This is a genomic window from Nonomuraea sp. NPDC049714, assembly GCF_044465295.1.
Classification (GTDB): domain Bacteria; phylum Actinomycetota; class Actinomycetes; order Streptosporangiales; family Streptosporangiaceae; genus Nonomuraea.
In genome coordinates this window covers 167,902-193,380 of sequence record NZ_JBITLM010000001.1, presented here as the reverse complement: position 1 = coordinate 193,380, position 25,479 = coordinate 167,902, and the positions used below count along the sequence as shown (strand labels likewise).

Below are 25,479 nucleotides of genomic sequence, written 5' to 3'. Positions count from 1 at the left end.
GCTCATGCCGCTGCCCGCCTGCTGGGCGGCGTGAGCCGCCGGCCCCAGTCCCGTGACCACCGCGATGCCCACGGCCAGCCCCCAACGACTCAACGTACGCACCACGTCAACCTCCGAATATGACTAAGAGTTACTGAACAACTCCCCAGGGTAGTTGACGTGATCGGCACGCGACGGAAAACGCCGCACAGCGGCGTGGTCGCGCGCCGGTAAGCAGGATCGCGATGCTCGCGGTCCAGGCGGCGCCGTACCCTCCGGCGTGGGCGAGCCGGCCGAAGCCGAAGGGGCCGATCGCGCCGCCCAGGAAGCATCCCGGTGGCCGCCCCGGCGCGGTGTGGGTGCAGTGTGGCCACGCCGTGCGCCATCGGGCCCTGCCGGCTCCAGCCGATGCCGCGGGTGACCATGGCCGCCAGGGCGACGACCGGGATCGGCGCGGCGATCACCAGGCCGAAGACCCCGGTTCCGGCCCGGTGCGCGGCGGCGGGTCAGGGGTGGCCCGCAGGCGTACGATCAACTATCGTCGATCGACGATGAACGCTCATGAGAAGCCGCTCGGCCGGGCCGCGGCCGAGGAGTACGCGAGCTGGTTCAAGGCGCTCGCCGACGCCACCCGCATCCAGATCGTGTCGATGCTGGCCAGGCGCCGGGAGCCGATGACCGTGGGGGAGATCGTCGCCGCGTCGGGCGTCGGCCAGTCGACCGTCTCCCATCACCTGAAGATCCTGGCCGAGGTGCGCTTCGTCCTGGTCGAGAAGCGCGGCACGTCCAGCCTCTACCGGATCAACGAGACCTGCGTGAGCTGCTTCCCCACCGCCGCCGACGTGGTGATGGGCAACCCCGCCCCGCTCGCTCCCGCCTGCGACTGAGTGACACGCGAAGGATTCGTCCCGGCCGCTCGACCGGCCGGCGCCTACCGTGCGACGTCCGGGGCGGTCAGGGCGCGGAAGTAGTCGTTCGCCGCCGTGAAGTCGACGCTGTCGCCGCGGTAGCCGATGTACTTGTCGGGGCGGACGATGTAGAGGCTGGGCCGGCGCACGCCGTAGCGGTTGTGCGCCTCGCTGCGCAGGTCCGCGGCGATGCCGGCGGCCGGGCCGGGTGGCAGATGGCCTCGCGTGATGACGTGCGCCTCGCCGTGCCCGGCCATCGCCGTGCGGGCCGCGGATCGCCAGGCCGCCAGGGCGGCGGGATCGGTGGTGTCCGCGGCGAACAGCAGCAGGTGGTGGCCGGGGCCGCGCAGGAGATGCCGAAGCGCCACCGGGCCGTCGCGCCTTTCCAGGTAGGCGTCGCGCATCAGCTCCCCTGGCCGTGGGCCGGTGCTCGCGAGGTCGCTCCAGGCGCGGGCCGGGGACTCGCGCCAGCGCTGGAAGACCAGGCGGCTGTCGCGGTAGTGGACCAGGTGCTCACCGAAGGCCTCGGACAGCCGCTGTTGCACCGGGTTCAGCCGGCCCAGCAGGCGCAACGCGTGCCGTCTGGCTCTGCGGACGATCAGGGTGCTGCCGGTGACGACCCTGGTCGTGGCCGAGGTGGCGTCGACGACGGCCTTGGCCACCGGCCAGCGTTCGGCGTGGTAGCTGTCCAGGAGCGCTTCGGCGGCGTCGCCGGTGACGACGAGGGCGAGTTTCCAGCCCAGGTTGTAGGCGTCCTGCATGCCGGTGTTCATGCCCTGGCCGCCCACCGGGCTGTGGTTGTGCGCGGCGTCGCCGGCCAGCAGCACCCGCCCGTCGCGCAGCCGCTCGGCCAGGCTTTCGCGGGCCACGAACGACGAGCTCCAGCACAGGTCGCGCAGGCGTGGGTCCAAGGGCGTGCGGTCGGCGACCAGGGCGGCGAAGGCGTCCAGGCCGGGTGCCGACGGCGGCTCTCCAGCGTCGGCCAGGATGCGCCAGTGGCCTCCCGCCATGGGGAAGACCGCGACCAGCCCCGATCGGGCGAAGTAGACGTGGAAGCGGTCGCGCGTCAGCGGCCAGTCGGCGGCGACGTCACCCAGGATGAATCCCCGCCGCAGGTCCGCCCGTTTCCGGCCGATCCCCGCCGCCTCGCGGACGGTGCTGTGCGCGCCATCCGCGCCGACCAGCCATCTGGTCTCGCAGCGCTCGCGACGGCCGTCGTCGTGCTGGAGCTCCACGGTGACCCCGTGTTCGCTCGCCTTCTGTTCCAGCAGGCGGGTGCCCCAGTCGACGGAGACTCCGAGTTCCGCCGCGCGTTCGCGCAGCAAGCCGACGGTCTGCCACTGCGGGATGCACAGGTCGAGGGGGAACGGGGAGTCCACGGCCGTGACGTCCATCTCGGCGAGCGTCGTGGTGCCCTGGTAGAAGTTCAGCGCGTGCAACGGCACGCCGCGGTCGATGGCGTCCTCGGCCAGCCCGAGGTCGTCCAGGACCTCCAGGGTCCGGGCCACGATGGACACCGCCCGGCTCTCCCGGTGGTCGGCGGCGCCCGCGTCGACGACGCGGGGGATCACTCCTCTGCGCGCCAGCTCGATCGCGAGCACCAAGCCGGTCGGCCCCGCGCCGGCGATGAGTACGTCTGGTCCGACGGTCATCACTCCTCCTAAAAAACGAACGATCGTTCTTTTAGAAGAGCATGAGTGAGCCATGGCCGTCAAGGGCCGCTGTCAGTTCGCCTGAGCGGGCGCCGACATCAGTGCGCGCATGCCGTTACGGAAGGCCGCCGCGTCCGCATGGCCGTCGTGGCCGTACACCGCGCGGGACACCAGGAATCCGTCCACCAGTGCCATCAGGACGTCCGCCACATGCTCGGCCGGGACGTCACCGGAGAGCAGCCCGTGCCGCTGGTGCCGCGCCACCAGGCCGGCGACCACCCGGCGAGCCTCCTCCATGACCGCCTGAAGCTTCGTGCGCAACGCCGGCGACCGCATCGCCTCCGCCCACACCTGGACCATGAACTGCGCGGACTCCCGCGAGCCGGACAGCGGCGGTCTTCCGACCCGCAGCACGAGGTCGACGAAGTCGTCCAGATCCGGCGGCGCGGCCGACTCGTCCGCCTCGAACGCCGTGGCCAACTCGGCGAGGGCTTCGGAGGCCGTCGCCGCGATGATGTCGTCCTTGCTCTTGAAGTAGCGGTAGACGGCTCCGGTCGACAGGTCGGCCTCGGCCAGAACGTCCTGCATGGACGTGGCATGGAAGCCGTTGCGGATGAAGCAGCGCCGGGCGGCGTCGAGGATCTGGCGGCGACGGGCCTCCAGATGCTCTTTGGGCATGCGGGCCATGCCACCTCACCGTAGAACGAACATTCGTCCTTGACAACTTTCCCGAGCTAAGGTCGGCCCTCAGCTCACGAGTCTGCCCTCGCGCAGCGTGAGCCGGGTGCCTTCGAAGCCGCCGCGGAAGCGGCGGTCGTGGGAGACCACCACCAGCGACCCCTCGAACGCGCCCAGGGCCTCCTCCAGCTCCTCGACGAGCGCGAGCGACAGATGGTTGGTCGGCTCGTCGAGGATGAGCAGGTCGGCCGGCCGGCTCACCAGGCGGGCGAGCTCCAGCCTGCGCCGCTGCCCCACGGACAGGTCACCGACCGCCCGCCCCAGCTCCGCCCCGGCGAACAGGCCGAGCGACAGCAGCCTGGCGGCGTGCTCGTCCGCCGGTCCCGGCAGCCCGGCGGCGAACGCGCCCAGCACCGTCGTACGCGAGGCCGCCGGCGGCACCTCCTGACGCAGGTAACCGACCCGGCGAGGCCGCCGGACCGTGCCGGAGTCAGGGGCGAGGTCGCCCGCCAGAACCCGCAGCAGCGTCGTCTTACCGGCACCGTTGGGCCCGGTGATCAGCACCCGCTCACCGGAAGCCATCCGCAGGCGGTCCACGCACAGCCGATCGGCCACGGTGACGCCTCGCATCGAGACGGCATCTCCGCCCGCATGGCCGCCGGCGGTCTCCTCGGCCCCACCCTCCAGGCGGGCCGTGAAGCGGAGCGGGTCCGGTGGCCGGGGCACCGGGTTCTCCCGCAGGCGCCGGAGGCGCTCGCGGGCGTTGCGTACCGTGCCCGACAGCCCGGCCTCGTGGGACCTGCGATGGCCCGCCGTGCGCGGCCGGTCCGCCGAGCGCTCCGCCGCGCCGAGCCTTACGATGCCGCTCTCGGCGAGGCGGGACTGGCGCTCCGTCTCGGCCACCCAGTCGTCGTACTCCTGCTGCCGGCGTCGGCGGGTGGCGGCCCGGGCCGCCACGTAGCCGTCCCAGCCGTCGCCGTAGCGGACGACGGTCCGCCGGTCATGGTCGACCTCGAGGATGGCGGTGGCGAACCGGCTGAGGAAGGCGCGGTCATGGGTCACCGCGATGACGGTGCCGCGGTGGCCGCGCAGCTGGTCCTCCAGCCACGTCACCGCCTGCTCGTCGAGGTGGTTCGTCGGCTCGTCCAGGAGGAGCAGCTCCGGCGCCGACGCCAGCACGCAGGCCAGGGCCAGGCGGGACCGCTCGCCGCCCGACAGGCTGCCGAGGGTCCGGTCCCGGGTGACGCCGGCCAGGCCCAGGCCGTGCATGGCGGCCACCACCCGCGCGTCGGCTTCGTACCCGCCACGGGCCTCGAACGCGGTGAGCAGCGCGCCGTAGGCGTCCATGTCGGCGGCCTCGGCGGCGCGGAGCATGCGCTTCTCCAGGTCGCGCAGCTCGCCGAGCGCCTCGTCCACGGCGTCCTGGACGGTGTGGCCCGGAGGCGGTTCCAGCGTCTGGCGCAGGTGCCCGACGCCGTCGGCGGCGACGATCACCTCGCCGCCGTCGGGCCGGTCCGCCCCGGCGATGATCCGGAGCAGGGTCGACTTGCCGGCCCCGTTCTCGCCGATGACACCGGCCTTCTCACCGGAGGGGACGGTGAGGGAGATCTGATCGAGTACGGCGCGTTCACCGTACGATTTGGACACGTCGCGAAGGGTGACTTGGCTCACGAAGGGAGCCCTCCAGGTCTGCGGAGAAATGATCAGGGGAAAAGAGGTGGTCCGGCTCGATCGGTGAAAAGCCGAGAGCCGCCTCGCCGCGTCAGCGCGGGAGGCTTAGTGGAACCACAGCCTGAAAGGCATCCCTGAACATGCACCCATGTCCGCGACCGTACCCGAAGGACTCGAAGGGTGCGACCGATTTATCGCGGGAACAGCAGTAAGCGGTCGCGCGGCAGCCGTACGCCGCCCAGGTGCTGCCAGCCCTGGCGCGGCTCGTCATGACTGCCGGACGGGACCTCCGCCGGTGTGCTGACCCGGACGGGCGCCGGTCGCGGGGCGGGAACGGGCGGCGGCACGGGGGCCGGGTGCGCCACGGCCGGCCGGCGGTGCCGGCGGGCCCACGCGCACGGCCCCGAGCGACCTCCGGCGCGCGCGTGGTCGCAGCGGAGAGATCGCCTCGAAGGCGGCCTTAAGACGCCACGGGCGCAGGCGTGCGCGCCGGGCCGGACCTGGGACAGTGTCACGTCGGGACTCCTCGGACGAGAACGGGACCGTCCCCCCAGGCCTACCGCCCGGCAGGTGGATCCATGCCCAACGGCTGTCCATGTTTGCGGGTGCGTCAGGTCAGGAAATCTCAGGCATGCGCCCCCACGGTGATCGTGCCGATGGTGAGCCGCGGCCTGCCCTCCAGAATCTTCCCGATCCGGGCCACCTGATCGTCGAGTTCGCCCAGCCGTGCCTGGGCGAGCTCGATCAACGGCTCCACCGTGACGTCGATCCTGCTGCCGGAGCGGCGCTGGTGCCAGACACCGGCCACCTGCCCGTCCACGAGCAGCACCGGGAAGTTGCCCGCCTGCCTGCCCGCCAGCGCCCGCTCGGCGGCCGGTCCGGGATACAGCAGATCGCGCGGCATGCCCGCCACCAGGTAGGCGTCGAAATACGGCAGCAGCCGCACCCCTCGCGGCGCTTCGGCGGGGGCCTCGGTGTCGCCCGCCACCACCCAGGCGGGCTCGCCCTCGAAGAGCACCTGCTCCAGCTCCATCGACGCGAACAGCGCCGTGGCCCACCGCTTCGGCGCGTCCAGCCATCGGGCGAACTGGCCGGAGGTCGCCGGGCCGTACGCCCGCAGATAGCTCGTGACCAGCTCGGCCAGCCCGTCGGCGGGACGGAGGCCGGCGGGTGGGGCGGTGTAGGTGACCTTGCGGTCCCTGACCGGGCCGAAGACGAACGCGCCCCGGTGCGCCGCGAGGCTCATGGCCTGCCGCCAGCGCGGCCACATCGTCTGGAAGGCGGGCATGACCGCGTCGCCCGCCCACGGCCCGGTGGCGGCGACGACCGCGTCGTGCAGCTCGTCGATCGTCAGGCAGGCCCCGTCCAGCGCCGCTCGGATGGCCGCCACCACCTCGTCGGTCTGCTCCGGCGTCATCCGGACGCTCTCGGAGTGGGCGCTGCGCCCCGTGGGCAGTGATGACAGGGCGCCCACCCATCCGGGCAGGTCACGGGTGGGCAGCACGTGTACGGTGCCGCGCGGCCCGTAGGTCTTGACCAGGCTGCGCTCCTCCCACAGCGCTCGCCGCACGTCCGCACGGGTGGCCTCCTCCAGGCGGAGCGCGATGGACAGCTCGGCAGCCGACATGACTTGCGCGTGCGCCCCGCACATCGCGGCCACGACCTGCGCCGGTGTGCCGTCCTTCACCGGTGCGGTCAGCCCCGCACGCTCCAGCCGCCTGGCGCTGACCTGCTGCCACGACATCTCGATCACACGTCCTCCTCGGTCCGTACGACCACGGTAGGAGCCATTGCGGAAGGTCCACTTCCGCATTGGCCGGAGATGGCCGGCGTTGTATGTTCGGGTCCCGGAGGAAGGGGCGCTCATGCGCGCGCTGCTCGCCGCTCTTCTCGCCGTGCTCCTGCTGACCCCGGCCTGCGGCGACGCCGCCCCCGACGACCCGAAGCTGCGGGCGGAGCTGCTGGAGATGCTGGAGCAGGACCAGCGGTTCAGGACCGCCGACGCCGCCCAGGCCGACTGGGACCGGGTAGAGAAGGCCAACACCGACCGTATGCGGCAGATCCTCGACACCCGTGGCTGGCCGGGACGCGCGATGGTGGGCGAGGACGGCGCGCACGCCGCCTGGGCACTCATCCAGCACGCCGACCTCGACCTCGACCTGCAACGCCGCGGCCTGGAGCTGATGCGCCGGGCGGTGGACGACGGCGACGCCGACCCGGGCGACCTGGCCTACCTCGTCGACAGGGTGCGGGTCGCGGAGCACAAGCCGCAGCTCTACGGCACGCAGTGGGAGACCACGGCCGACGGCGAGTGGAAGCCGCGCACCCCCATCGAGAACGAGGCCCAGGTGGACGAGCGCCGTGCGGAGGCCGGGCTCAAGCCGCTGCGGGAGTATCTGCAGGAGCTCAAGTCCGTGGAATGAGCCGGAATGAGCCGGATTGAGCCGTGAGTCGCGAGCGGGCGGCCTGCCTGGTTAGCTGTGCGGCATGAAATACATGCTGCTCATCTATGGCAATCCGGCCTCCCAGCAGGCGATCGCCGACGCTGTCGACGACGTGATGGCCGAGGTCGACGCGCTGATGAAGGAACTGACCGAGTCCGGGGAGCTCGCCGGCGGCCAGGCGCTGGCCGAGCCCGCCGCCTCGAGGACCGTCCAGGTGCGCGACGGCGTGCCGGTGGTCACCGACGGGCCGTTCCTGGAGGCCAAGGAGTTTCTGGCCGGCTATCTGATCGTCGAGTGCGACAGCCTGGAGCGGGCCACCGAGATCGCCGCCCGCTGGCCCGACGCGCGCCTGTGCGCCATGGAGGTCCGGCCGATCATCGACGAGGTCTCCTGAGGTGAGCACCGTCGAGGATGCGCTGCGCGAGCTGGCGCCGCACGTTCTCGGGGTGCTGGTGCGGCGCCACGGGCAGTTCGACGCCTGTGAGGACGCCGTACAGGAGGCGCTGCTCGACGCCGCCGTGCAGTGGCCCGAGCAGGGCATGCCGGACAATCCACGCGCCTGGCTGGTCACGGTGGCCACCCGTCGCCTGATCGATCAGGTGCGCAGCGAGTCGGCGCGTCGTCGCAGGGAGGAGAGCGCGGCGGCCCGCGTGCCGGCCGACGAGTTCGTGGCGCCCGCCCCCGGCGACGAACGCCTGCCCGACCAGGACGACACGCTCACCCTGCTCTTCCTGTGCTGCCATCCGGCGCTGTCGCAGCCCTCGCAGCTCGCACTGACGCTGCGCGCGGTGGGCGGGCTGACGACGGCGCAGATCGCCGCGGCCTTTCTGGTGCCGGAGGCGACGATGGCGCAGCGGGTCAGCCGGGCCAAGCAGCGCATCAAGGCGACCGGCGTGCCGTTCACGCTCCCGCCGGAGCCCGAGCGGGCCGAGCGGTTGCGCGTGGTGCTGCACGTCCTCTATCTGATCTTCAACGAGGGCTACACCGCCACCTCGGGGCCCGACCTGCATCGGGCGGAGCTGACGGGGGAGGCGATCCGGCTGACCAGGGCCCTGCGCCGGCTGCTTCCCGGCGACGGAGAGGTCGCCGGGCTGCTGGCCCTCATGTTGCTCACCGAGGCCCGCCGTCCGGCCCGCACCGACGCGGACGGGCGGCTGATCCCGCTGGCCGAGCAGGACCGCGGCCTGTGGGACCGCGACGCCATCGCCGAGGGCGTCGCCCTCGTCACCGGCGCGCTGTCCGGCTCGCCGCTCGGGCCGTACCAGCTCCAGGCGGCCATCGCGGCGGTGCACGACGAGTCCCCGACTGACGCCGACACCGACTGGCGGCAGATTCTGGCGCTGTACGGCGTGCTGTCGGGCATGGCGGACAACCCGGTGATCAGGCTCAACCAGGCGGTGGCCGCCGCCATGGTGCACGGCCCTCGGGCCGGGCTGGACCTGCTCGACGAGGTGGCCGCCGACGAGCGGCTGTCCCATCACCACCGGCTCGCCGCCGTCCGCGCCCATCTGTTGGAACGGGCTGGGGAGGCCGAGGCCGCCGTGACCGCCTACCGGGAGGCGGCCCGCCGTACCACGAGCCTGCCCGAGCGGCGTTACCTGGAGGAGCGGGCCGCGAAGCTGGCTTGACAAGATATTTTTTCGGTGCGATCGTTGGGCGCATGTACGAAGTGGCTGTGATCGAGGACCCCGCGGCAGCGGAGGCGTCGCTCGACCCCATGCGGTCCAAGCTGCTGGCCCAGCTGGTCGAGCCCGGCTCGGCCACCTCCCTGGCCGCCAAGGTCGGCCTGGCCAGGCAGAAGGTCAACTACCACCTCCGGACACTGGAGCGGCACGGCCTGGTCGAGCTCGTCGAAGAGCGTAAGAAGGGCAACGTCACCGAGCGGGTCATGCAGGCCACGGCCGCGTCGTTCGTGATCTCGCCGACGGCGCTGGCCTCGGTGCAGCCCGACCCCGCCAGATCCCCCGACCGGCTGTCGGCCCGCTGGCTGCTGGCCCTGGCCGCGCAGCTCGTCCGCGACGTCGGCTCGCTGGTCACCGGCGCGGCCGAGGCCCGCAAGCGGGTGGCCACCTTCGCCATCGACGGTGAGATCCGCTTCGCCTCAGCGGCCGACCGCGCCGCCTTCGCCGAGGAGCTGGCCGGCGCCGTCACCTCCCTGGTGAGCAAATACCACGACGAGGGCGCCGAGGGCGGCCGGGACCACCGCCTGGTGATCGCCGTGCACCCCGCCGTGCACCCAGCCGTGACGAAGGAGCACTGAGGTGGGCCACGAGTTCGAGCTGCCCCAGGAGGCCCTGGTCGAGGCGAGCCCCGAGGAGGTGTGGGCGGCCATCTCCACCGGCCCCGGCATCGACTCGTGGTTCATGGGCCGCAACGAGGTGGCGCAGGGCGTCGTCAGCACCGCCTTCGGCGGCATGGACCTGCCCGCGTCCACCGTGACCGCCGCCGAGCCGCAGCGCCGCTTCGCGCACACCAGCGGCACGGCCGAGGACGGGCGGTTCGTCGCCTACGAGTTCCTCATCGAGGGCCGCGACCAGGCGAGCACCACCGTGCGCATGGTGACCAGCGGCTTCCTGCCGGGCGACGACTGGGAGACCGAGTTCGAGGCGATGACCGGGGGCCTGGCGCTGTTCTTCGCCACCCTGGTGGCGTACCTCGACCACTTCGCGGGCCGGACCGCCACCCCGCTCACGGAGTTCGGCCCGCCCGTCACCGACTGGCCGCGCGCCTGGGAGACCCTGTACGCCGAGCTCGGGCATCCTTCGGTGGGCGACAAGGTGCGCTTCGCGCCCGACGGGCTCGCCCCCGTCGAGGGAGTCGTGTACCACATCGGCGCCCAGACCCTCGGGGTGCGCTCCGGGGACGCCCTCTACAGGATCCTGCAGGGGATGGGCGGCATGATGATCGCCTCCCACCACCTGTTCGGCGACACCGGAGACCAGGGCCCCGCCTGGCAGGCCTGGCTCCAGCGGCTCTACGGCTGAGGTTTGCGGGCTCTGATCGCCAGCACGACCGGCACGGACCCGCCGGTCTCGGCGAACCGCTCCAGGACCAGCCCCGCCTCCAGGAACGCGTGCAGCAGATCCTGGACCGGCCAATGGCTGGCGCCCACCTTGTCGCGAACGCCCCGGTCTGTCCAGGACTTCTTCGTCCAGTGGCCGTCGAGATAGCCGGGCCGGATCAGCACCTCCTCGGGATCCGTCCGGTCGGCGAAGCCGCCGCAGAAGCACGGATGCACGCCGACGTGCACGAACATCCCGCCGGGCCGCAGCACCCTGGCCACCTCGCGCAGCACCGCCGGGTAGCGGGGCATGTCGGTGTGCGTCATCATCGCGATCACCGCGGGCAGCCGCGCGTCGCGCACCGGCAGCCGCCCGGCGTCGCCGCGTACGGCCGGCAGGCGGCCCCGGGCGTGGCGCAGCATCCCGGCGGACAGGTCGACGCCCGCCGGCGTCCAGCCGAGCTCTCGGACCAGCGCCGCGTGCACGCCGGTGCCGCAACCGATCTCCAGGCAGGGGCCCCTCCCCTCGCCCAGCAGGTCGCGCAGCACCCGCTGCAGACCCAGCGGGTCACCCTGGGGAAGGAACTCGTGCTCGTACCAGTCGGCGATCTCGTCATAAGCGGCCTTCACCCCTCCAAACGACCACGAGCCCACACCGCCGGCCAGCGTTTCCGCCAACGGCGTAGGGAACGTACGGCCAGAGCTTGGACATGGTGTGCCGGTCACGAGGGCCGAGTGGCCGCGTCACGGAGCAGGGAGAGGCGGCCGTGCCGGGGGCGGACTGGATACCGGGGGAGGCGGCCGAGTCAGGGGGTGGAGGTGGTGGCGGTCATGGTGGCCTCGACGCCGGTGAGCAGGACGGTGAGCCCGGTGGCGAACGCCGCGCCCGCCTTGCCCTCCAGGTAGGAGGCGTGCTCGTCCGGCGGGGGAGTGGCCGCCTGGGTCTCGAGCCAGGTCACCATCGGGTAGCGGCCGGCGAACCCGGGCGCGACCTCCTCCAGCAGGGCCGCGCGCGCGTGCCACCACTCCTCGTCGGCCACGCCGGTCGCCGCCGGCGCCTGCCGCGACTCCGTGACCGTCCGGGCCGACCCGCGCACGAAGTCGTGCAGCAGCGCGACGACGCCCCGCAGGGTGCGCGCGTCGAGACCCGTCTCGCGCAGGATCCGCACCAACGCCTCGATCACCGCGAACTCGTTCGGCCCCAGCACGGGCCGCGCCTGCGAGACCTGCAGCACCCAAGGGTGGCGCAGGTAGAAGGCCCGGGTCCGCTCGGCCCACGCGGTCACGGCCGCCCGCCAGCCGTCCCGCAGGTCGTACGTGGCGGGCAGCTCGGCCAGGGCGCGGTCGTACATGAGGTCGACCAGCTCGCTCTTGCTGGGCACGTAGGTGTAGAGCGCCATGCCGCTGCGGCCGAGCCGCTCGCCGACTCTGCGCATGGACAGCGCCGCCATGCCCTCGCCGTCGGCGACGGCGATGGCCGCGTCCACGATCACGTCCACGCTCAGCCCGGGCTTGGGCCCCGGGCCGGTCCGCTTCTCCGAGGCGGCCTCGGCCCGCCAGAGCAGGGCCATCGAACGGCGTGCGTCGCCCTGTCCGGCGTAGACGACCAACGTGCGGCTCCTCGCGGCGTGCCCGAGACATCTCTTTACGCCCTAAGGCTATCAGCGGGTTCCCCGCCCGGTCTGCGGTTCGGCGCCGCCCGAACACAGGCCGGGGCCGGTCCTGGAACCCGTGTGGTTCAGGACCGGCCCCGGGGAGCGTCAGCCGTCCAGGCCCCACCAGCCCGGCTGCTGCCAGCCGTAGTGGTGGTGGCGACCGTCGTCGTCCTTCTCGTCCTTCTCGTCGTCCTTGTCGTCCTTGTCGTCGTCCTTGTCGTCATCGTCCTTGAAGACCACCCGGCCCTTGCAGGCGTCGGCGTCCCGCGTGCCCGCGGTGACCGAGTGGCGGTCGATGCGGAGCCAGGTCGCGTCCTGAGAGGCGTCCAGGACGCAGAGCGACGCCCGCTTGTCGTCGTCGGCGACGGCTGTACCCACCATGGTCGTAGCCATGGCAGCGGCGGCCAGCAGCACCCCGCCAGCGGCGATAAAACTACCTTTCATGATCCCCCCTGATCACGAAGTGACGACCATTCGTCACTATACGTATTCGTGTCTCCCCCCTGCGGAGTTGCGCCACACCTGACCGGGCGAACTTGTATCACTCCTGGTCAGAGGCCTACTTAGACCCCTTCTCAGCGCGAGATCATCTTTTCTCGCCCCCTTTTCGGTAACAGTGAGTAATCAACCCTGAGGAGGGTCAGCCCGGCGGGGGAGGGCCGGCCGCAACGGAGTGGCCCCCGACCCTTTCCATAGATCGCGAACCGACCTAACGTCGCAAGCACACCCCCGTCAGCGTCACAGGAGCCCGCATGACGAAACCGGCTGACGCCGCGTTGTCCGATGAGGGAATCGTCCGCGACGACTACGCGCTCCAGCGCGTGCCCCCCGACGCCCGCTACGGCTGGGCCACCGTGGCCGTACAACGATTCGGCCTGCTCAGCGCCCTGTCCCAGTTCCTGTTAGGCGCCACCCTCGGCATGGGCATGACCTTCTGGGACGCCGTGCTCGCCATCACCATCGGAGCCGCCATCCTGGAGCTCGCCGCCATCGCCGTCGGCGTGGCCGGGATGCGCGAAGGGATGTCCACCACCCTCCTGGCCCGCTGGGCCGGGTTCGGCCGCTACGGCTCCGGCCTCGTCGGCGTCGTTCTCGCGGTCAGCCTGCTCGGCTGGTTCGGCGTCCAGTCCGCCGTGCTCGGGCAGGGCCTGGCCGCCCTGCTCGGCGGCCCGCCCGTGTGGGTCTGGGCGGTGGCCGGCGGCCTGGTCATCACCGCCATCGTGGTGCACGGATTCGCCGGCATGGCCTGGACGGCGTGGATCACCGTGCCCGCCTTCCTCGCCCTGGCCGGCTGGGCCATCGCCGTCGAGCTGGCCAAGCAGCCGCTCGGCGAGCTCATCGCCTCCGCCCCACCCGGCCCCGTCATCAGCCTGGCCCAGGGGGCGACCCTGGTGGCGGGCGGATTCATCGTCGGCGCGACGATCAGCCCGGACATGTGCCGGTTCAACCGGAGCGCCGCCGACGTCGTCAAGCAGACGATCGTCGGCATCACCCTCGGCGAGTACGTCCTCGCGCTCGTCGGCGTCCTGCTCGCGCACGCGCTGCGCACCGGGGACGTGGTCGCCATCGTCACCACCACCTCCGGCGTGGTCGGCACCATCGTGCTGGTCACCGCCACCCTCAAGGTCAACGACTGGAACCTCTACTCCTCCTCCCTCGGCGTCACCAACGCCCTGGACACCGCCTTCGGCCTCCGCGTCAGCCGCGCCAAGGTCACGATCGTGCTCGGCGTGCTCGGCACCGCCCTCGCCGCCCTGGGCATCGCCGACCACCTGGTGGGCTTCCTCGTCCTGCTCGGCGTCGCCGTGCCGCCCATCGCCGGCATCCTGATCGCCGAGTACTACGTGGTCCGCCGATGGCGGGCCGACCTGGCGGAATCCCGGGCCCGCGGCGAACTGCCCGCCTCGGCGCCCGGCTGGGTGCCCGCCGCGCTCGTCGCCTGGCCGGCCGCCGCCCTCATCGGCCACTTCGTGGCCTGGGGCATCCCCGCCCTCAACGCCCTGGTGGCGGCGTTCGTCCTCTACGCGGTCATCGGCAGGCTGAGCGCGAAGCCACGTACCACCTGATCAGCGGGAGCACCAGTGCGCGTAGGGATCGACGTGGGCGGGACCCACACCGACGCCGTCCTCATGGACCAGACCACCGTCGTAGCCGAGATCAAGACCGCGACCACGCACGACGTCACCGGCGGCGTCGTCACCGCGCTGCGGCGGCTGCTCGCCGCCGGCCGGGTCGACCGCGCCCGCATCACGGCCGTGATGATCGGCACCACCCACTTCACCAACGCCCTCGTCACCGGCCGCGGCCTCGCCCCCACCGCCGTCGTGCGGCTCGCCCTGCCCGCCACCGCCGCGCTGCCGCCACTCGTGGACTGGCCTCACCGGCTGCTGACCGCGATCCGGCCCAGCGTCCACCTGTGCGACGGCGGCCACGAGTTCGACGGCCGCCCCATCTCCCCGCTGGACCCCGAGCAGCTCAAACGGGTCGCCGCCGCCATCGAGGCGAGCGGCGCCCGCAGCGTCGCCGTCTCCTCGGTGTTCTCGCCGGTCAACACCGAGCTCGAGGAGCGGGCCGCCGCCATCCTGCGCGCCGAACTCCCGCACCTGCACATCAGCCTGTCCCACCAGATCGGCCGCCTCGGCCTGGTGGAGCGGGAGAACGCCACCGTCGTCAACGCCTGCCTGCGCGACCTCGCCGACGACATCGTCGAGGCGTTCGAGCAGGCGCTGCGCACCGTGGGCGTGGCGGCGCCGCTGTTCCTGTCACAGAACGACGGCACGCTCATGGACGCCGGCCACTGCCGCCGCTATCCCGTCGCCACCTTCGCCTCCGGCCCCACCAACAGCATGCGCGGCGCGGCGTTCCTCGCCGACCGGGCGGACTGCGCCGTGGTCGACATCGGCGGCACCACCACCGACGTGGGCGTACTCACCGGCGGCTACCCGAGAGCCGCCACCGGCGAGGTGGACATCGGCGGCGTCCGCACCAACTTCCGCATGCCCGACGTGCTGTCCATCGGCCTCGGCGGCGGCAGCCGCGTCACCCACGCCCTGGGAACCAGGGCGGGCACCGAGGACGGCCCCGGCGGGCGGCACGGCTGGGGCAGGAACAGGCACGGTGGCGCTGACGGGCCCACCGGCCGGGACGGGCTGGAGGTCGGTCCGCAGTCCGTGGGCTATCAGCTCACCGAGCAGGCGCTCGTCTTCGGCGGCTCCGTGCTGACGGCCACCGACCTCGCCGTCGCGGCCGGGCTGGCCGACATCGGCGATCCCGCGTACGTCCGCCACCTCGACCCCGACCTGGTCCGCCGCGGCATCGCCTGGATGGCCGCCCGCGTCGCCGACCTGGTCGAACGGATGCGGGTGTCCGCCGCTCCGCTGCCCGTCATCGTCGTCGGAGGCGGCAGCGTGCTCATGCCTCCGGAACTGCCCGGCATCCCCTCCGTGCACCGCCCGGAACACCACGCGGTCGCCAACGCGATCGGCGCCGCCATCGGCCAGATCGGCGGCGACGTCGACCGGCTGTTCGCGATCACCGCCACGCACACCCGCGAGGACGTCCTCGACCAGGCGCGCACGGAGGCCGTCGAACGCGCGGTCGCGGCCGGCGCCGCCCCCGACACCGTCGAGGTGGTCGAGATCGACGAGGTCCACGTCGGCTACCTGCCGGGCAATGCCGTACGGATCCGCGTCAAAGCGGTCGGCGACCTCGACCTCGCCCGCCACACCCGCACGGAGGAGGAGCCCCAGTGGGTTACGCCCTGACCCTCGAAGGACTGCGCGACCTGGCCGAAGGCGCGGCGGTCCTCGGCACCGGCGGGGGAGGTGACCCCTACATCGGCCGCCTCCTCGTCGAACAGCAGCTCAAGGCCGGCCGCACCGTCACCATCATCGACGCCGCCGAGCTGCCCGACGACGCCCTGGTCATCCCGTCGGCGATGATGGGCGCTCCCACCGTCTTCATCGAGAAGCTCCCGTCGGGCGCGGGCAACATCGCCGCCCTGCGCGCCCTCGAAGCCCACCTCGGCCGGACCGCCGCCGCCACCATGCCGATCGAGTGCGGCGGCCTCAACAGCATGATGCCGCTCCTGCTCGGCGCGCAGCTCGGCCTGCCGGTCGTGGACGCCGACGGCATGGGCCGCGCCTTCCCCGAGCTGCAGATGGAGACCTTCGCGGTCTACGGCGTCTCCGGCTCGCCCATGGCCATCGCCTCCGACCACGGCGACACGGGCATCATCAACGCCACCGACAACCGCCGCATGGAATGGCTGGCCCGCGCGATGACCATCCAGATGGGCGGCGCCTCCTACATCAGCGACTATCCGATGGACGCCGCCACCGTCCGCCGCACCGCGGTGCCCGGCACCCTCACTCTCGCCCGCCGCCTCGGCGCCGCGCTCCGGCAGGCCCGCGCCGAGCACGCCGACCCCTTCCAGGCCCTGGCCGCCGCCCTGTCCGGCACCCTCTACCGGCACGGCCTGGTCCTGTTCAGAGGCAAGGTGACGGACGTGGACCGCAAGACCGTGGACGGCTTCGCCCGCGGCCACGTCACCCTCGCCGACCTGGAGGACCCGCGCGACCAGCTGGAGATCACCTTCCAGAACGAGCACCTCGTCGCCAGGCGCGGCGGCCGGGTGGCGGCCATCGTCCCCGACCTGATCTGCACCCTCAACACCGAGACGGGCACCCCGGTGACGACCGAGGCCCTGGCGTACGGCCAGCGCCTGACGGTGTTCGCCATCTCCACCCCGGCTCTCATGCGCACCCCGGACGCCCTCGACTGCTTCGGCCCCGCGGCCTTCGGCCTCCCCGACCCCTACATCCCCGTGGAACACCTCACCGCGCCCGCCACCACCTGACGCCACCACCTGCCCCGACCATCTGCCCCGACCTTCTGATGTCACCCCGGCCCGGCCCTGCCTCGGCGGGGACCTTCACGTGTGCGCAGAGGCCTTCACGTGTGCGTCAGAGGCCTTCACGCGTGCGTCAGAGGAAGGCGGCGACCTCGGTGGCGAACTCGTCCGGGGTGATGATCTCCACGCCCAGGGACTCGGCCTTGGTGCGCTTGGAGCCCGCCTTCTCGCCTGCCACCAGCAGGCTCGTTTTGGCCGAGACGCTGGAGGACGACTTGCCGCCGGCCCGCTCGATCAGCTCGTTCATCTCGTTGCGGGACAGCTCGGCCAGCTTGCCCGTCATGGAGCCCGTGACCACGACCGTCTTCCCGGTGAGCGGCAACTCGGCGACCGCGCTCGTCAGGACAGCGTCCCCCTCACCGATGACCCCCTCGGCGGCGACCACCCCGGCGGCGTCCTTCGCACCGTCGACGGCGACGGCGCCGGGCGCGGTGACGCCCGGCTCGGTCATGTTGACGCCGGCGGCGATCAGCTTGGCGATCAGCGGCCGCAGCTCCTCCAGCTCGGCCAGCAGGAGCGTCGCCTTCTCCTTGCCCATGCCGTCGACGACCTGGATGGCCTCGGAGTCGGCCGCGAGGATGGCGTCCATGGTGCCGAAGTGCCGCGCCATCCGGCGGGACATCGACCGCCCCGTGCCCCGCACGCCGAGCGCGCAGAACACCCGGCTCAGCGGCCTGCTCTTGGCCTGCTCGATGGCCGCCAGCAGCTTGTCGGTGCTGGTCTCGCCCATCCGGTCCAGGCCGAGGACCTGCTCCCGGTCGAGGGTGAACAGGTCGGCGAAGTCCACGATGAGCCCGGCGTCCAGCATCTGCACGATGCGGCTCTCCGCCAGCGTCTCGATGTCGAGCTGGTCGCGGCCGGCCGCGTAGAGGATGGAGGCGACGGCCTTGCAGGCGCGGCCCTGCACGCAGCGCCACCTCTCCTGCGACTTGTCGATCTCACCGCCGCAGTTGGGGCAGACCTCGGGGATGGGGATCTCGGTCTCCTCACCCGTCCGCAGATGCACCACGGGCGCCTCCACCCGTGGGATCACGTCGCCGGCCTTGTGCACCATGACGGAATCGCCGAGCATGAGCCCGCGTCGGGCGATGTCGGCAGGGTTGTGCAGGGTGGCGTAGTTGACCTTGCTGCCGTCGAGCTCGACCTCCTTCAGCCTGGCCCGCGGGGCGATGATGCCGGTGCGGCCGACGCCCCACTCCACCCCCAGCAGCTTGGTGATCTTCTCGGTGGCGGGCAGCTTGTAGGCGATCGCCCAGCGCGGCACCCGGGTGCCGAACCCGGCCTCAGCCTGGTCGGCCGCGCTGTCGGCCTTGATCACGATGCCGTCGATGCCGAACGGCAGCTCCGGCCTGGCGGCGGCCAGCTCGCCGATGCGCTCCTGGATCCGCTCGACCGAGGTGGCCACGATGCCGGCGACGGGGGTCGCCGCTGTGGTGGCCACGCCGAGCTCGGCGACCAGCCGCATGACCTCGCTGTGCGGCAGCTCGCGCAGCCGGGTGGCGAGCTCGGAGTCGTCGTCCGGCGGCAGCGGCAGCGCGCCGTAGCCGAAGAAGGTCAGCTCGCAGACGTAGGGCCGGTCCTTGGCGCGCAGGGTGCCCGCCGAGGCGCTGCGCGGGTTGGCGAACGTCGTGCCGTCGTGCGCCTCCCGCTTGGCGCAGGCGTCCTTGAACTGCTCATTGGTCATCAGCACCTCGCCGCGGATCTCCACGGTCACCGGCTCGGCCAGCTCGAGCGGCAGCCCCACGATGGTGCCGATGCCGTGCGAGACGTCCTCGCCCGCCGCGCCGTCGCCCCGGGTGACGAGCTGGACCAGCCTTCCCCCGTGATAGCGGGCCGAGATGGCCAGGCCGTCGAGCTTGGGCTCCACGCTGTAGGTCTCGACGGGGCGGCCGAGGCGGCGCTCCAGGCCGGCCACCCACTTGACCAGCGCCTCGGCGGAGAACACGTTGTCCAGGCTGAGCATGGGCACTGTGTGCGGGACGTCGCCGACCACCGCACCACCGGCCACCTTGCTGGTGGGGGAGTCGGGCACCACCTCGTCGGGGTGCTCGGCCTCGTAGGCCTGGATGCCGCGGAACAACCGGTCGTAGGAGTCGTCGTCCAGCGACGACTCGCCCGCGCCGTAATAGGCCGCGTTGGCGTCCACCGCCAGTTGCACCGCCGCCACGTAGGCGGCGTGGTCGGGCAGGACGGTGATGGGGGGCGCGTCAGTCATGGTCCTATCGTGCCGGGTCCCACCGACAATTTCCGTACCGCCCGCCGCGCCCACGGTAAAGCCCTCACCTGCGGCTCGGTGTCGTCTCGGCGGGCAGGAAGGCCACCAGCGCGGCCATGCCGAGGGTCCGCTACTCCCCGGGTCGCCGGGGACGTCGTAGCGGGCTGGGGCATGCTGGGCTTCCCATGTCGTCAGGAATGCGTCGAGCTCGTTCTCCTCTTACTCCTACGGCGTGCCGGACCCCTCTCGCCCAGTGTCACAGGCCCCATTCTCGCGGAGCCGGCGGCCGCGCCGTGCAGCTCGACCTCGTCGAGGACGTCGAGCCAGACGTCTCCATGGCACGGGTCGCCGGGGCGGCACCAACAGGCCAGATCCTTCCCAGCGAGTTCGCGCCGGGCCTGCTCGACCACCTCGGGGTGTTCGACCAGGTGATGCCGGAAGAGCTAGGAAGCAGGCGTCGTCCGGCTTGATGCCCAGTGGCCCCGCCCATCCGCTGGCCACTACGGCACGTAACCATGACGGCCCCTGAAGGCGTGAACACGCGACAGTTGATTACGAGGTCGCCAGTTTGGCACCCCCAGGAAGAGCCTCGATCAGCGTTGGTACACGTTGGTGCTGAGGTACTTCAGCCCCGAGTCGACCAGCAGGGTCGCGACCCTGGCCTGCGGCCCCAGCCGCTGCCCGAGCTGGATGGCGGCGAGGACATTCGCTCCGGACGACGTCCCGGCGAACAATCCCTCTTCCCGAGCCAGACGCCTGGCCATCTCCTCGGCGTCGGCGGTGGAGATGGGAACGATGTCATCCGGAAGGGTGGGATCCCACATCGGCGGAAGGTAGCCGATGCCGATGCCTTCGATGCGGTGTGCGCCGGGCCGGCCGCCGGAGAGCACCGCGGACTCCGCTGGTTCTACCGCGACGACTCGAAGCGCTGGATTGTGACGCTTGAGGGGAGTCATCGCTCCGCGAAGTGAGGCCGTCGTCCCGATCGAGTGGACGAATGCATCGACTCGTCCCCCAGTCTGCTGCCAAATCTCCTCGCCCATGGGGTAGTAGCCGACGATGCTGTCAGCATTGTTCAGCTGATCGGTCCAGTACGTGCGCGGTTGCCGGCTGAACTCCCGGGCGGTTTCGATCATGCCTTGGATGAGGGCCTTGGTGATCAGCCCGTTCTCGCTGGGTACGAGGGTGAGCTCCGCGCCGAGCGCCGCCATTTGGATCAGCTTGTCCTCACTGAAGGCATCAGAGCTGACAATCCGCAGACGGTAGCCTTTGGCCGCGCACACCAGAGCGAGGGAGGCGCCGGTACTGCCCCCCGTGTACTCCACGACGGTGTCACCGGGCTTTAGCCGCCCATCGTCCTCGGCTCTCGCGATCATTGACTGGGCCATTCGGTCCTTCATGCTCCCAGTCGGGTTCTGGCCCTCCACCTTGACGAAGATCTCCGCGCATCCGGCCGGCACGACCCTGCGCAGTCTCACCAGCGGCGTGTTTCCGATCGCCGTCAGTACGCTGCTGTCACTGTCCATGATCCATTAGTTCCTTTCGCCGTCCGTGCTGCGCTTCGATCGTCTGGCCGATCGCACGCCGCATCCAGTTCAAGGTCTCGGTCACCGAGGTCTTCGACCGAGCGTGGCCCTCATGAGGTGAGTCTTGACCATCTGACCACTAGAACGCACGCCTTCCCGCGTGGCCGCGCGTGCGGGCGTGGGCGGGCCCGTCAGGGTGCGGGGTGAGGGCCGGCGATGCGGGCGGCGTGGCGGTAGTCGGCGGCGGTGGAGCGGTGACTGCGGGCGGCGCCGGCGATGGCCACCGATGTGGTGCGGCGGGCGAGCTCGGCGACCTGCGCTTCCCAGCCGCTCGATGGGCCCACCACCGTGCGATCGGCCAGGTGGCCGATTGCGTCGCTGTGTGGCTCGCTGTCGGCGGCCGTCGGTGTGCCGACCACCATCGCGGTGGTGTGGAGGGTGGTGAGTTGGCGGTCGGGTGGGCGAGCTGGTCGACGTCGACTGTGAGGCGGCGTCGCAGGTGGCAAGTGCCTGCAGGGCGCGGGCGGCGCTGTCACGGGCGCTGTCACGGGCGCGGTGCGCGCCCTGACGGCAGGACTCGCCGCAGTAGACGGCCCCCGAGTAGGCCCGGCGCTCGGGTCGGTGCCATGAAGCGCAAAGTAGCTCTATGTAATCGCTCGTCAGCGTCGGTAAACGGCCGTCTGCCGACACTCCCGCCGGAAACCGCAAGGTCACAGGTGATGAACGTCGAGAACTCGTGTCGAGAATCAACGTCGGTGAACGGTTCGGTGAGTGGATTCCGGCAGGCACCGGTGCGACGCCGTGACCTCGGGATACGCCCCTACTTTGCGGCCTATGGCACCGACCCGAGCGGAGGGCCGGGTAGGGGAGGGCCAGGGCGGTGTCCTGGCCCTCCTACCGTGGGTGAGGTCCGGGGTGTTCTATCCGGTCTTGCGGCGCTGGTCGTGGCTGGCCAGTTCGGTGACGGGGGCGAGGACTTCGCCTTGGACGCGTTTGTGGCGCAGACGCAGGTGCCGCCAGGCGGTCACCCATACCTGGATGTCATGCTCGGAGTGCGAGCAGGCCCAGATGAAGGCACGGACCAGTTTCTCCGCGGGCAGGCGGGTGGAGTTGAGCGCCTCGCACAGACTGCTGGCACCGAAGGCTTTACCGGAACGGCGGGCCAGTTCACGGTAGCTGGGCTCGCCGGCCCAGATGCGGTAGTCCTTCATCCGCTCCACGAAGTCGGCGGCGGTGCGGGCGGTGAGCGGATCCGGTTTGAGGTCGTCGTAGCCGTCCAGGTCGGCGATCGCGCCGCCGGGCGCCTGGGCCGGGCCGGAGGCCGCCGGGGAGCCGGTGACCTCGGGCGGGGAGCTCGAGGAGAATGTCACGCTCGTGTGCGCACCGGTGGGCGAGGTGAACCACGACGATCTGTCGCCGACGGCATGCGGGGGGAGCTGGACGGTGACCTGGGCGTTCTGGCCGAGCAGTTCCTGCAGACGCTGTGCGGCCTGGACGACGTTGGCAGGGGCCCGTCCCATCAGGCCTCCCTTGCCACGGCGGGCGGGGCCAGGTGCCGGGCGGCCTTGACCGCGACGGCGCCGGCGCCGGCCACGATCAGCAGCACGGTCTCGGGTGGGTAGCCGAGACGGAGCAGCGTCAGCATGAAGATGATCACGATGATGAGGATGCCGATCCCCGCGCGCGGGGATCGGAGTCGGATGGAGAGCATCGGGGACTACCTGCCTTTCCAAGAAAGGACATCGACCACGGAACACGCCCGCAGGATCGATGATCCCGGACCGGCGCCAACCAGCCAGGATCAAGGGCGCTGGCTCCATTTTCACCGACGCCGCCAGGGCTCTTTCGGGATGGAGCGTGCATTCGTCCGCGCGCGGGGGCGTAGGCGTGCGCGGGTGTTCGGCGGTGTTCGGAAACGCTCGATGTCGTTCCTGCCACGTTCGGTCTCGTACGGAACTGGCGCAGGCTTATGTCCGCGTCCACCTGGCCGGGTTCAATGGTGGGAGACGCAAGCATCGTTCAACAATCTGTGTGTGGGCGATCTTGCGATGAAGTCCGGGGAATCCGCCTCGACCACGGAACACCTCGACATGAAGGGGGCCCGCTGCGCCAACAGCGGGCCCGACCCACCTACCGGCTCTTGGAGGCCGGCAGTTCGGCGGGTCCAGAAGCTATGCGGTTACCGGTCGGGAGTCTCGGTCGGCTCATGCGCGCCGGTTGGAGGCGACTGCGGTGGGCGACGGAGGACGGGGTGTCGGTAACACTCGTGCCACCAGGTACACGCAATCGGGCGTCCTCCTCCCGAAGGTGTCCCCAGTCGCCAACTAGCGCCGACCAGTCAGAACTTCAACTCTGTCCGGTTTCCGCGGTGGCATAGCCGCGGGTCAGCGCAGGGGGTTATGTTCTGTGCCGATTCGGCCGCATCTCAGCACCACCCTCCCGCCGCCGAAACCCCAGCCTCTGCGCCGTCCGGAACACGCCTCTGACGTGCAACGATCGAGCCGCACCGACGGCCCATGACCGCCTGGCCGGCCCAGCGCGTCCCCAGGCGTTCCGTCGCGGCGGCGCCGGTCGGCGCCGGACGACGCAACTCCCCCGGCTCCCCCTTGATCCGTCGGAAGGCCAGGCCATGACCGCTGCCCTGACCAGCTCCTGCCCGGTGTGCGCGGGCCCGATCCAGGCCTCGTCGCGCGGCCGCGAAGTGAGGCCTGGATCGTGTCTGAGCAGACTGGGCGAGAGCCGGCCAGGGGCGGTGGCATGCGACCGCTCCTGAACCGGTCAAGCCGCTTCGATAGCTTTAAGTAGCTATGCTGCTACTGTGAGTGGCGGACGTGATGCGAAACCATCTCCCTGACTCCACCAGTAACGAAAGGATCGCTATGAGTAACGTCGCGCGTCCGGTCATCATCGCTGTCATGGCAGGTGGCCTACTCGGCCTAGTCACCCCCGCCTCGGCCGATGTCCAAGACGACACCGTTCACAGCAGCGTCCAGACTCCGGGCGGCAAGCTCCTCGGCCCGCCCGCCGGAACCCCCGCAAACGACGACCACGGCGACCACGGCGACGGCGCAGACGACAACCGGTGAAGTCTCAACCAGCTGACCAAGGGAGCTCCCGCCGGGATCGCTCACCGTCGCCCGGTACCACCTGATCATGACGTCGCCCCCCGCTGGACCCCACCAGACAGGGGGCGACGTGACACGCTCGCCGGGCAGCGCCGCCCAGGTCGGCGGCGATGTCCGGCAGCGCGATGGACGCCACCGTCTGGTCCAGCACGGACCTCGGCACACCCAGCATCAGCCCGGCCACGGCGAGCGGGACGTTGAGGCCGACCTCCCGGCGCCGGGCGCGGCGACGTCGGGGCGGGCCATCAGGCCGCTCCCGCCGGGAACGGCCGCGGCAGCGCGAAGTCCTCGCTGAGCAGGTCCTGGTCGATCATGCCGCCCGCCACCGTGCCGCCGGCCGCGGCGGCGATCACGGCCGCGAGCGGCATCGGGAGCGTGGCCCGCCGCGCCATGTCCCCGGCCGCGTACACGCCCTCCTCGCTGGTACGGCCGAACTCGTCGATCTCGACCGTGGCATCGGGGAACGTGCGGCACCCCAGCTTCCCGGCGAGATCCGAGCGCTGCCGGGGCGTGGTCCTGACGAACAGCGCGTCGCGCGCCAGCGGCCGGGCGCCCTCGAAGACGATGTGGCCAAGCCTGCCGCCCTCGCCCTCCAGCCGGGCGATGGGCTCGCAGCGCACCGGGACATCGGCTGCCGCGAGCAGGTCGCGGCCGGGTCCGTCCAGCGGGAGGCCGCCGGTGCACAGCACCACGTCGGGGGTGAAGCGGCTCAGCTGCAGGGCGAGCCGCACCCGGTCGGGTCCCGCCCCGATGACGGCGACCCGCCGGCCCGTGACCTCGTACCCGTGGCAGTAGGGGCAGTGGAAGGCCGACCGGCCCCAGAGCGGCTCCAGCCCGGTGATCGCGGGCAGCCGGTCGGCCAGGCCGGTGGCCAGCAGCAGCCTGCGTCCCGTCGCGACGACGCCCCCGCCGTCATCGCCGAGCTCGAAGCCGCCCTCCGGCAGGCGGCGGACGCCGGTGACGACGCCGTCCAGGAAGCGGACCGCAGGGTAGGCCGCCAGCTGCTCGCGGGCGAGGGCGCGTACCCGCTCGGGAGGTGTCCCGTCGCGGGTGAGGAAGTTGTGCACCGCCTCGGCCGGGGCGTTGCGGCCCTCGTCGGAGTCGACGAGCAGCACCTCGCGGTGCGCGCGGCCGAGCATCAGGGCCGCCGAGAGACCCGCCGGGCCGCCACCGATGATGATCACGTCTTGCATGCCGTCTCCCTTGTACGGACCGGGACGCGCGCCCGGCCTTGACAACGGCTCCAACTCTGCAAGTTAATGTCAACATGAAGTCAAGCGCGGCGGCCGAGATGACCATCGGAGAGCTGGCGGCGCGCTTCGGCCTGGCCACTCACGTGCTGCGGCACTGGGAGACGATGGGCCTGCTGACCCCGGTCAGGCAGGCGAACGGGCGACGCCGCTACACCGGGGACGACCTGTCACGCATGACGCTGATCGTGCGCGGGAAGGCGGCCGGGCTCAGCCTCGAGCAGCTGCGCGACATCCTGCAGGCCCATCGCCCGGAGGAACGGCGCGCCCTGCTTGAGCGGCACAAGGCGGAGCTGGAGTGGCGGATAGGGCAGATCGAGCTGTCCAAGCGGCTCATCGAGCACGCGCTGGGCTGCTCGGAGCCCGATTTCACCCAATGCCAGAAATTTCGGCAAATGTGCGAAGAGGGGCCCTGCGCCTGACCGGCCGCCCAGAAGCTCACTCATATTCCTCCCGCCGCTCC

25 protein-coding genes are annotated in these 25,479 nt (G+C 71.5%); 11 read left to right on the top strand and 14 right to left on the bottom strand.

Annotated features, from left to right (window positions below; genetic code table 11):
* The first annotated feature begins 224 nt into the window (after nucleotides 1-224).
* Nucleotides 225-866, top strand: coding sequence for an ArsR/SmtB family transcription factor (locus ACIBQX_RS01025; RefSeq protein ID WP_396999305.1), 642 nt, complete (start codon nucleotides 225-227; stop codon nucleotides 864-866).
* Between the two features lie 44 nt (nucleotides 867-910).
* On the opposite strand, the gene ACIBQX_RS01020 is transcribed toward ACIBQX_RS01025, so the two are convergent.
* From ACIBQX_RS01020 to ACIBQX_RS01005, 4 genes are all read right to left on the bottom strand, one after another.
* The gene (locus tag ACIBQX_RS01020) at nucleotides 911-2,539 is read right to left on the bottom strand and encodes an FAD-dependent monooxygenase (protein WP_396999304.1); all 1,629 of its coding nucleotides are present in this window, start codon (nucleotides 2,537-2,539) and stop codon (nucleotides 911-913) included.
* A gap of 72 nt (nucleotides 2,540-2,611) precedes the next feature.
* A complete protein-coding gene (locus tag ACIBQX_RS01015; RefSeq protein WP_396999303.1) occupies nucleotides 2,612-3,217 on the bottom strand; it encodes a TetR/AcrR family transcriptional regulator in 606 nt (201 codons plus the stop codon).
* Between the two features lie 69 nt (nucleotides 3,218-3,286).
* Nucleotides 3,287-4,888: a ribosomal protection-like ABC-F family protein gene (gene abc-f / locus ACIBQX_RS01010; protein WP_396999302.1), complete on the bottom strand. Its 1,602-nt coding sequence runs from the start codon at nucleotides 4,886-4,888 to the stop codon at nucleotides 3,287-3,289.
* Nucleotides 4,889-5,513: 625 nt separating this feature from the next.
* Nucleotides 5,514-6,632 (bottom strand): winged helix DNA-binding domain-containing protein, encoded by a 1,119-nt coding sequence (locus ACIBQX_RS01005; protein WP_397001499.1) that lies wholly within the window; start codon nucleotides 6,630-6,632, stop codon nucleotides 5,514-5,516.
* Between the two features lie 121 nt (nucleotides 6,633-6,753).
* Here ACIBQX_RS01005 and ACIBQX_RS01000 point away from each other — a divergent pair, with 121 nt between their 5' ends.
* The 5 genes from ACIBQX_RS01000 to ACIBQX_RS00980 all read left to right on the top strand — a co-directional run bounded on the left by ACIBQX_RS01000 (nucleotide 6,754) and on the right by ACIBQX_RS00980 (nucleotide 10,316).
* Nucleotides 6,754-7,311: a DUF6624 domain-containing protein gene (locus ACIBQX_RS01000; protein ID WP_396999301.1), complete on the top strand. Its 558-nt coding sequence runs from the start codon at nucleotides 6,754-6,756 to the stop codon at nucleotides 7,309-7,311.
* A gap of 64 nt (nucleotides 7,312-7,375) precedes the next feature.
* Nucleotides 7,376-7,726: a YciI family protein gene (locus ACIBQX_RS00995; protein WP_396999300.1), complete on the top strand. Its 351-nt coding sequence runs from the start codon at nucleotides 7,376-7,378 to the stop codon at nucleotides 7,724-7,726.
* A 1-nt stretch (nucleotide 7,727) separates the two neighbouring features.
* Nucleotides 7,728-8,960 carry an RNA polymerase sigma factor gene (locus tag ACIBQX_RS00990; protein WP_396999299.1) on the top strand — a complete coding sequence of 411 codons (1,233 nt, stop codon included), beginning with the start codon at nucleotides 7,728-7,730 and terminating at the stop codon, nucleotides 8,958-8,960.
* Between the two features lie 32 nt (nucleotides 8,961-8,992).
* On the top strand, nucleotides 8,993-9,592 hold the full coding sequence (locus ACIBQX_RS00985) for an ArsR/SmtB family transcription factor (RefSeq protein ID WP_396999298.1): 600 nt from the start codon (nucleotides 8,993-8,995) through the stop codon (nucleotides 9,590-9,592).
* Between the two features lies 1 nt (nucleotide 9,593).
* Nucleotides 9,594-10,316: an SRPBCC domain-containing protein gene (locus tag ACIBQX_RS00980; RefSeq protein WP_396999297.1), complete on the top strand. Its 723-nt coding sequence runs from the start codon at nucleotides 9,594-9,596 to the stop codon at nucleotides 10,314-10,316.
* On the opposite strand, the gene ACIBQX_RS00975 is transcribed toward ACIBQX_RS00980, so the two are convergent.
* From ACIBQX_RS00975 to ACIBQX_RS00965, 3 genes are all read right to left on the bottom strand, one after another.
* A complete protein-coding gene (locus ACIBQX_RS00975; protein ID WP_396999296.1) occupies nucleotides 10,307-10,963 on the bottom strand; it encodes a class I SAM-dependent methyltransferase in 657 nt (218 codons plus the stop codon). The two genes, ACIBQX_RS00980 and ACIBQX_RS00975, sit on opposite strands and share 10 nt — an antisense overlap.
* 176 nt (nucleotides 10,964-11,139) lie before the next feature.
* Nucleotides 11,140-11,943 carry a TetR/AcrR family transcriptional regulator gene (locus ACIBQX_RS00970; RefSeq protein ID WP_396999295.1) on the bottom strand — a complete coding sequence of 268 codons (804 nt, stop codon included), beginning with the start codon at nucleotides 11,941-11,943 and terminating at the stop codon, nucleotides 11,140-11,142.
* Between the two features lie 150 nt (nucleotides 11,944-12,093).
* On the bottom strand, nucleotides 12,094-12,432 hold the full coding sequence (locus ACIBQX_RS00965; RefSeq protein ID WP_396999294.1) for a hypothetical protein: 339 nt from the start codon (nucleotides 12,430-12,432) through the stop codon (nucleotides 12,094-12,096).
* A gap of 308 nt (nucleotides 12,433-12,740) precedes the next feature.
* Here ACIBQX_RS00965 and ACIBQX_RS00960 point away from each other — a divergent pair, with 308 nt between their 5' ends.
* The 3 genes from ACIBQX_RS00960 to ACIBQX_RS00950 are packed head-to-tail and all read left to right on the top strand — an operon-like array spanning nucleotide 12,741 to nucleotide 16,846.
* Nucleotides 12,741-14,054 carry a purine-cytosine permease family protein gene (locus ACIBQX_RS00960; protein ID WP_396999293.1) on the top strand — a complete coding sequence of 438 codons (1,314 nt, stop codon included), beginning with the start codon at nucleotides 12,741-12,743 and terminating at the stop codon, nucleotides 14,052-14,054.
* Between the two features lie 15 nt (nucleotides 14,055-14,069).
* Nucleotides 14,070-15,752, top strand: coding sequence for a hydantoinase/oxoprolinase N-terminal domain-containing protein (locus tag ACIBQX_RS00955; protein WP_396999292.1), 1,683 nt, complete (start codon nucleotides 14,070-14,072; stop codon nucleotides 15,750-15,752).
* Nucleotides 15,737-16,846, top strand: coding sequence for a DUF917 domain-containing protein (locus ACIBQX_RS00950; RefSeq protein WP_396999291.1), 1,110 nt, complete (start codon nucleotides 15,737-15,739; stop codon nucleotides 16,844-16,846). Before ACIBQX_RS00955 ends, ACIBQX_RS00950 begins: the two co-directional genes overlap by 16 nt.
* A 127-nt stretch (nucleotides 16,847-16,973) precedes the next feature.
* On the opposite strand, the gene ligA is transcribed toward ACIBQX_RS00950, so the two are convergent.
* The 6 genes from ligA to ACIBQX_RS00920 all read right to left on the bottom strand — a co-directional run bounded on the left by ligA (nucleotide 16,974) and on the right by ACIBQX_RS00920 (nucleotide 22,352).
* Nucleotides 16,974-19,115, bottom strand: a complete 2,142-nt coding sequence (gene ligA / locus ACIBQX_RS00945; protein ID WP_396999290.1) for an NAD-dependent DNA ligase LigA — start codon at nucleotides 19,113-19,115, stop codon at nucleotides 16,974-16,976.
* Nucleotides 19,116-19,306: 191 nt separating this feature from the next.
* Nucleotides 19,307-19,525, bottom strand: coding sequence for a DUF4326 domain-containing protein (locus ACIBQX_RS00940; protein WP_396999289.1), 219 nt, complete (start codon nucleotides 19,523-19,525; stop codon nucleotides 19,307-19,309).
* A 183-nt stretch (nucleotides 19,526-19,708) separates the two neighbouring features.
* Nucleotides 19,709-20,641, bottom strand: coding sequence for a PLP-dependent cysteine synthase family protein (locus ACIBQX_RS00935; protein WP_396999288.1), 933 nt, complete (start codon nucleotides 20,639-20,641; stop codon nucleotides 19,709-19,711).
* Between the two features lie 191 nt (nucleotides 20,642-20,832).
* Nucleotides 20,833-21,063, bottom strand: coding sequence for a hypothetical protein (locus ACIBQX_RS00930; RefSeq protein WP_396999287.1), 231 nt, complete (start codon nucleotides 21,061-21,063; stop codon nucleotides 20,833-20,835).
* Between the two features lie 498 nt (nucleotides 21,064-21,561).
* Nucleotides 21,562-22,161: a hypothetical protein gene (locus ACIBQX_RS00925; protein WP_396999286.1), complete on the bottom strand. Its 600-nt coding sequence runs from the start codon at nucleotides 22,159-22,161 to the stop codon at nucleotides 21,562-21,564.
* Nucleotides 22,161-22,352: a hypothetical protein gene (locus ACIBQX_RS00920; RefSeq protein WP_396999285.1), complete on the bottom strand. Its 192-nt coding sequence runs from the start codon at nucleotides 22,350-22,352 to the stop codon at nucleotides 22,161-22,163. Before ACIBQX_RS00920 ends, ACIBQX_RS00925 begins: the two co-directional genes overlap by 1 nt.
* 1,204 nt (nucleotides 22,353-23,556) lie before the next feature.
* On the opposite strand from ACIBQX_RS00920, the gene ACIBQX_RS00915 reads away from it, so the two are divergent.
* Nucleotides 23,557-23,727, top strand: a complete 171-nt coding sequence (locus tag ACIBQX_RS00915; RefSeq protein WP_396999284.1) for a hypothetical protein — start codon at nucleotides 23,557-23,559, stop codon at nucleotides 23,725-23,727.
* A 284-nt stretch (nucleotides 23,728-24,011) separates the two neighbouring features.
* On the opposite strand, the gene ACIBQX_RS00910 is transcribed toward ACIBQX_RS00915, so the two are convergent.
* On the bottom strand, nucleotides 24,012-24,959 hold the full coding sequence (locus tag ACIBQX_RS00910) for an NAD(P)/FAD-dependent oxidoreductase (protein ID WP_396999283.1): 948 nt from the start codon (nucleotides 24,957-24,959) through the stop codon (nucleotides 24,012-24,014).
* A gap of 74 nt (nucleotides 24,960-25,033) precedes the next feature.
* Between ACIBQX_RS00910 and ACIBQX_RS00905 the strand changes: the two genes are divergently transcribed.
* Complete coding sequence (locus tag ACIBQX_RS00905) at nucleotides 25,034-25,438, top strand: MerR family transcriptional regulator (RefSeq protein ID WP_396999282.1); 405 nt, start codon at nucleotides 25,034-25,036, stop codon at nucleotides 25,436-25,438.
* Nucleotides 25,439-25,479 lie beyond the last annotated feature (41 nt).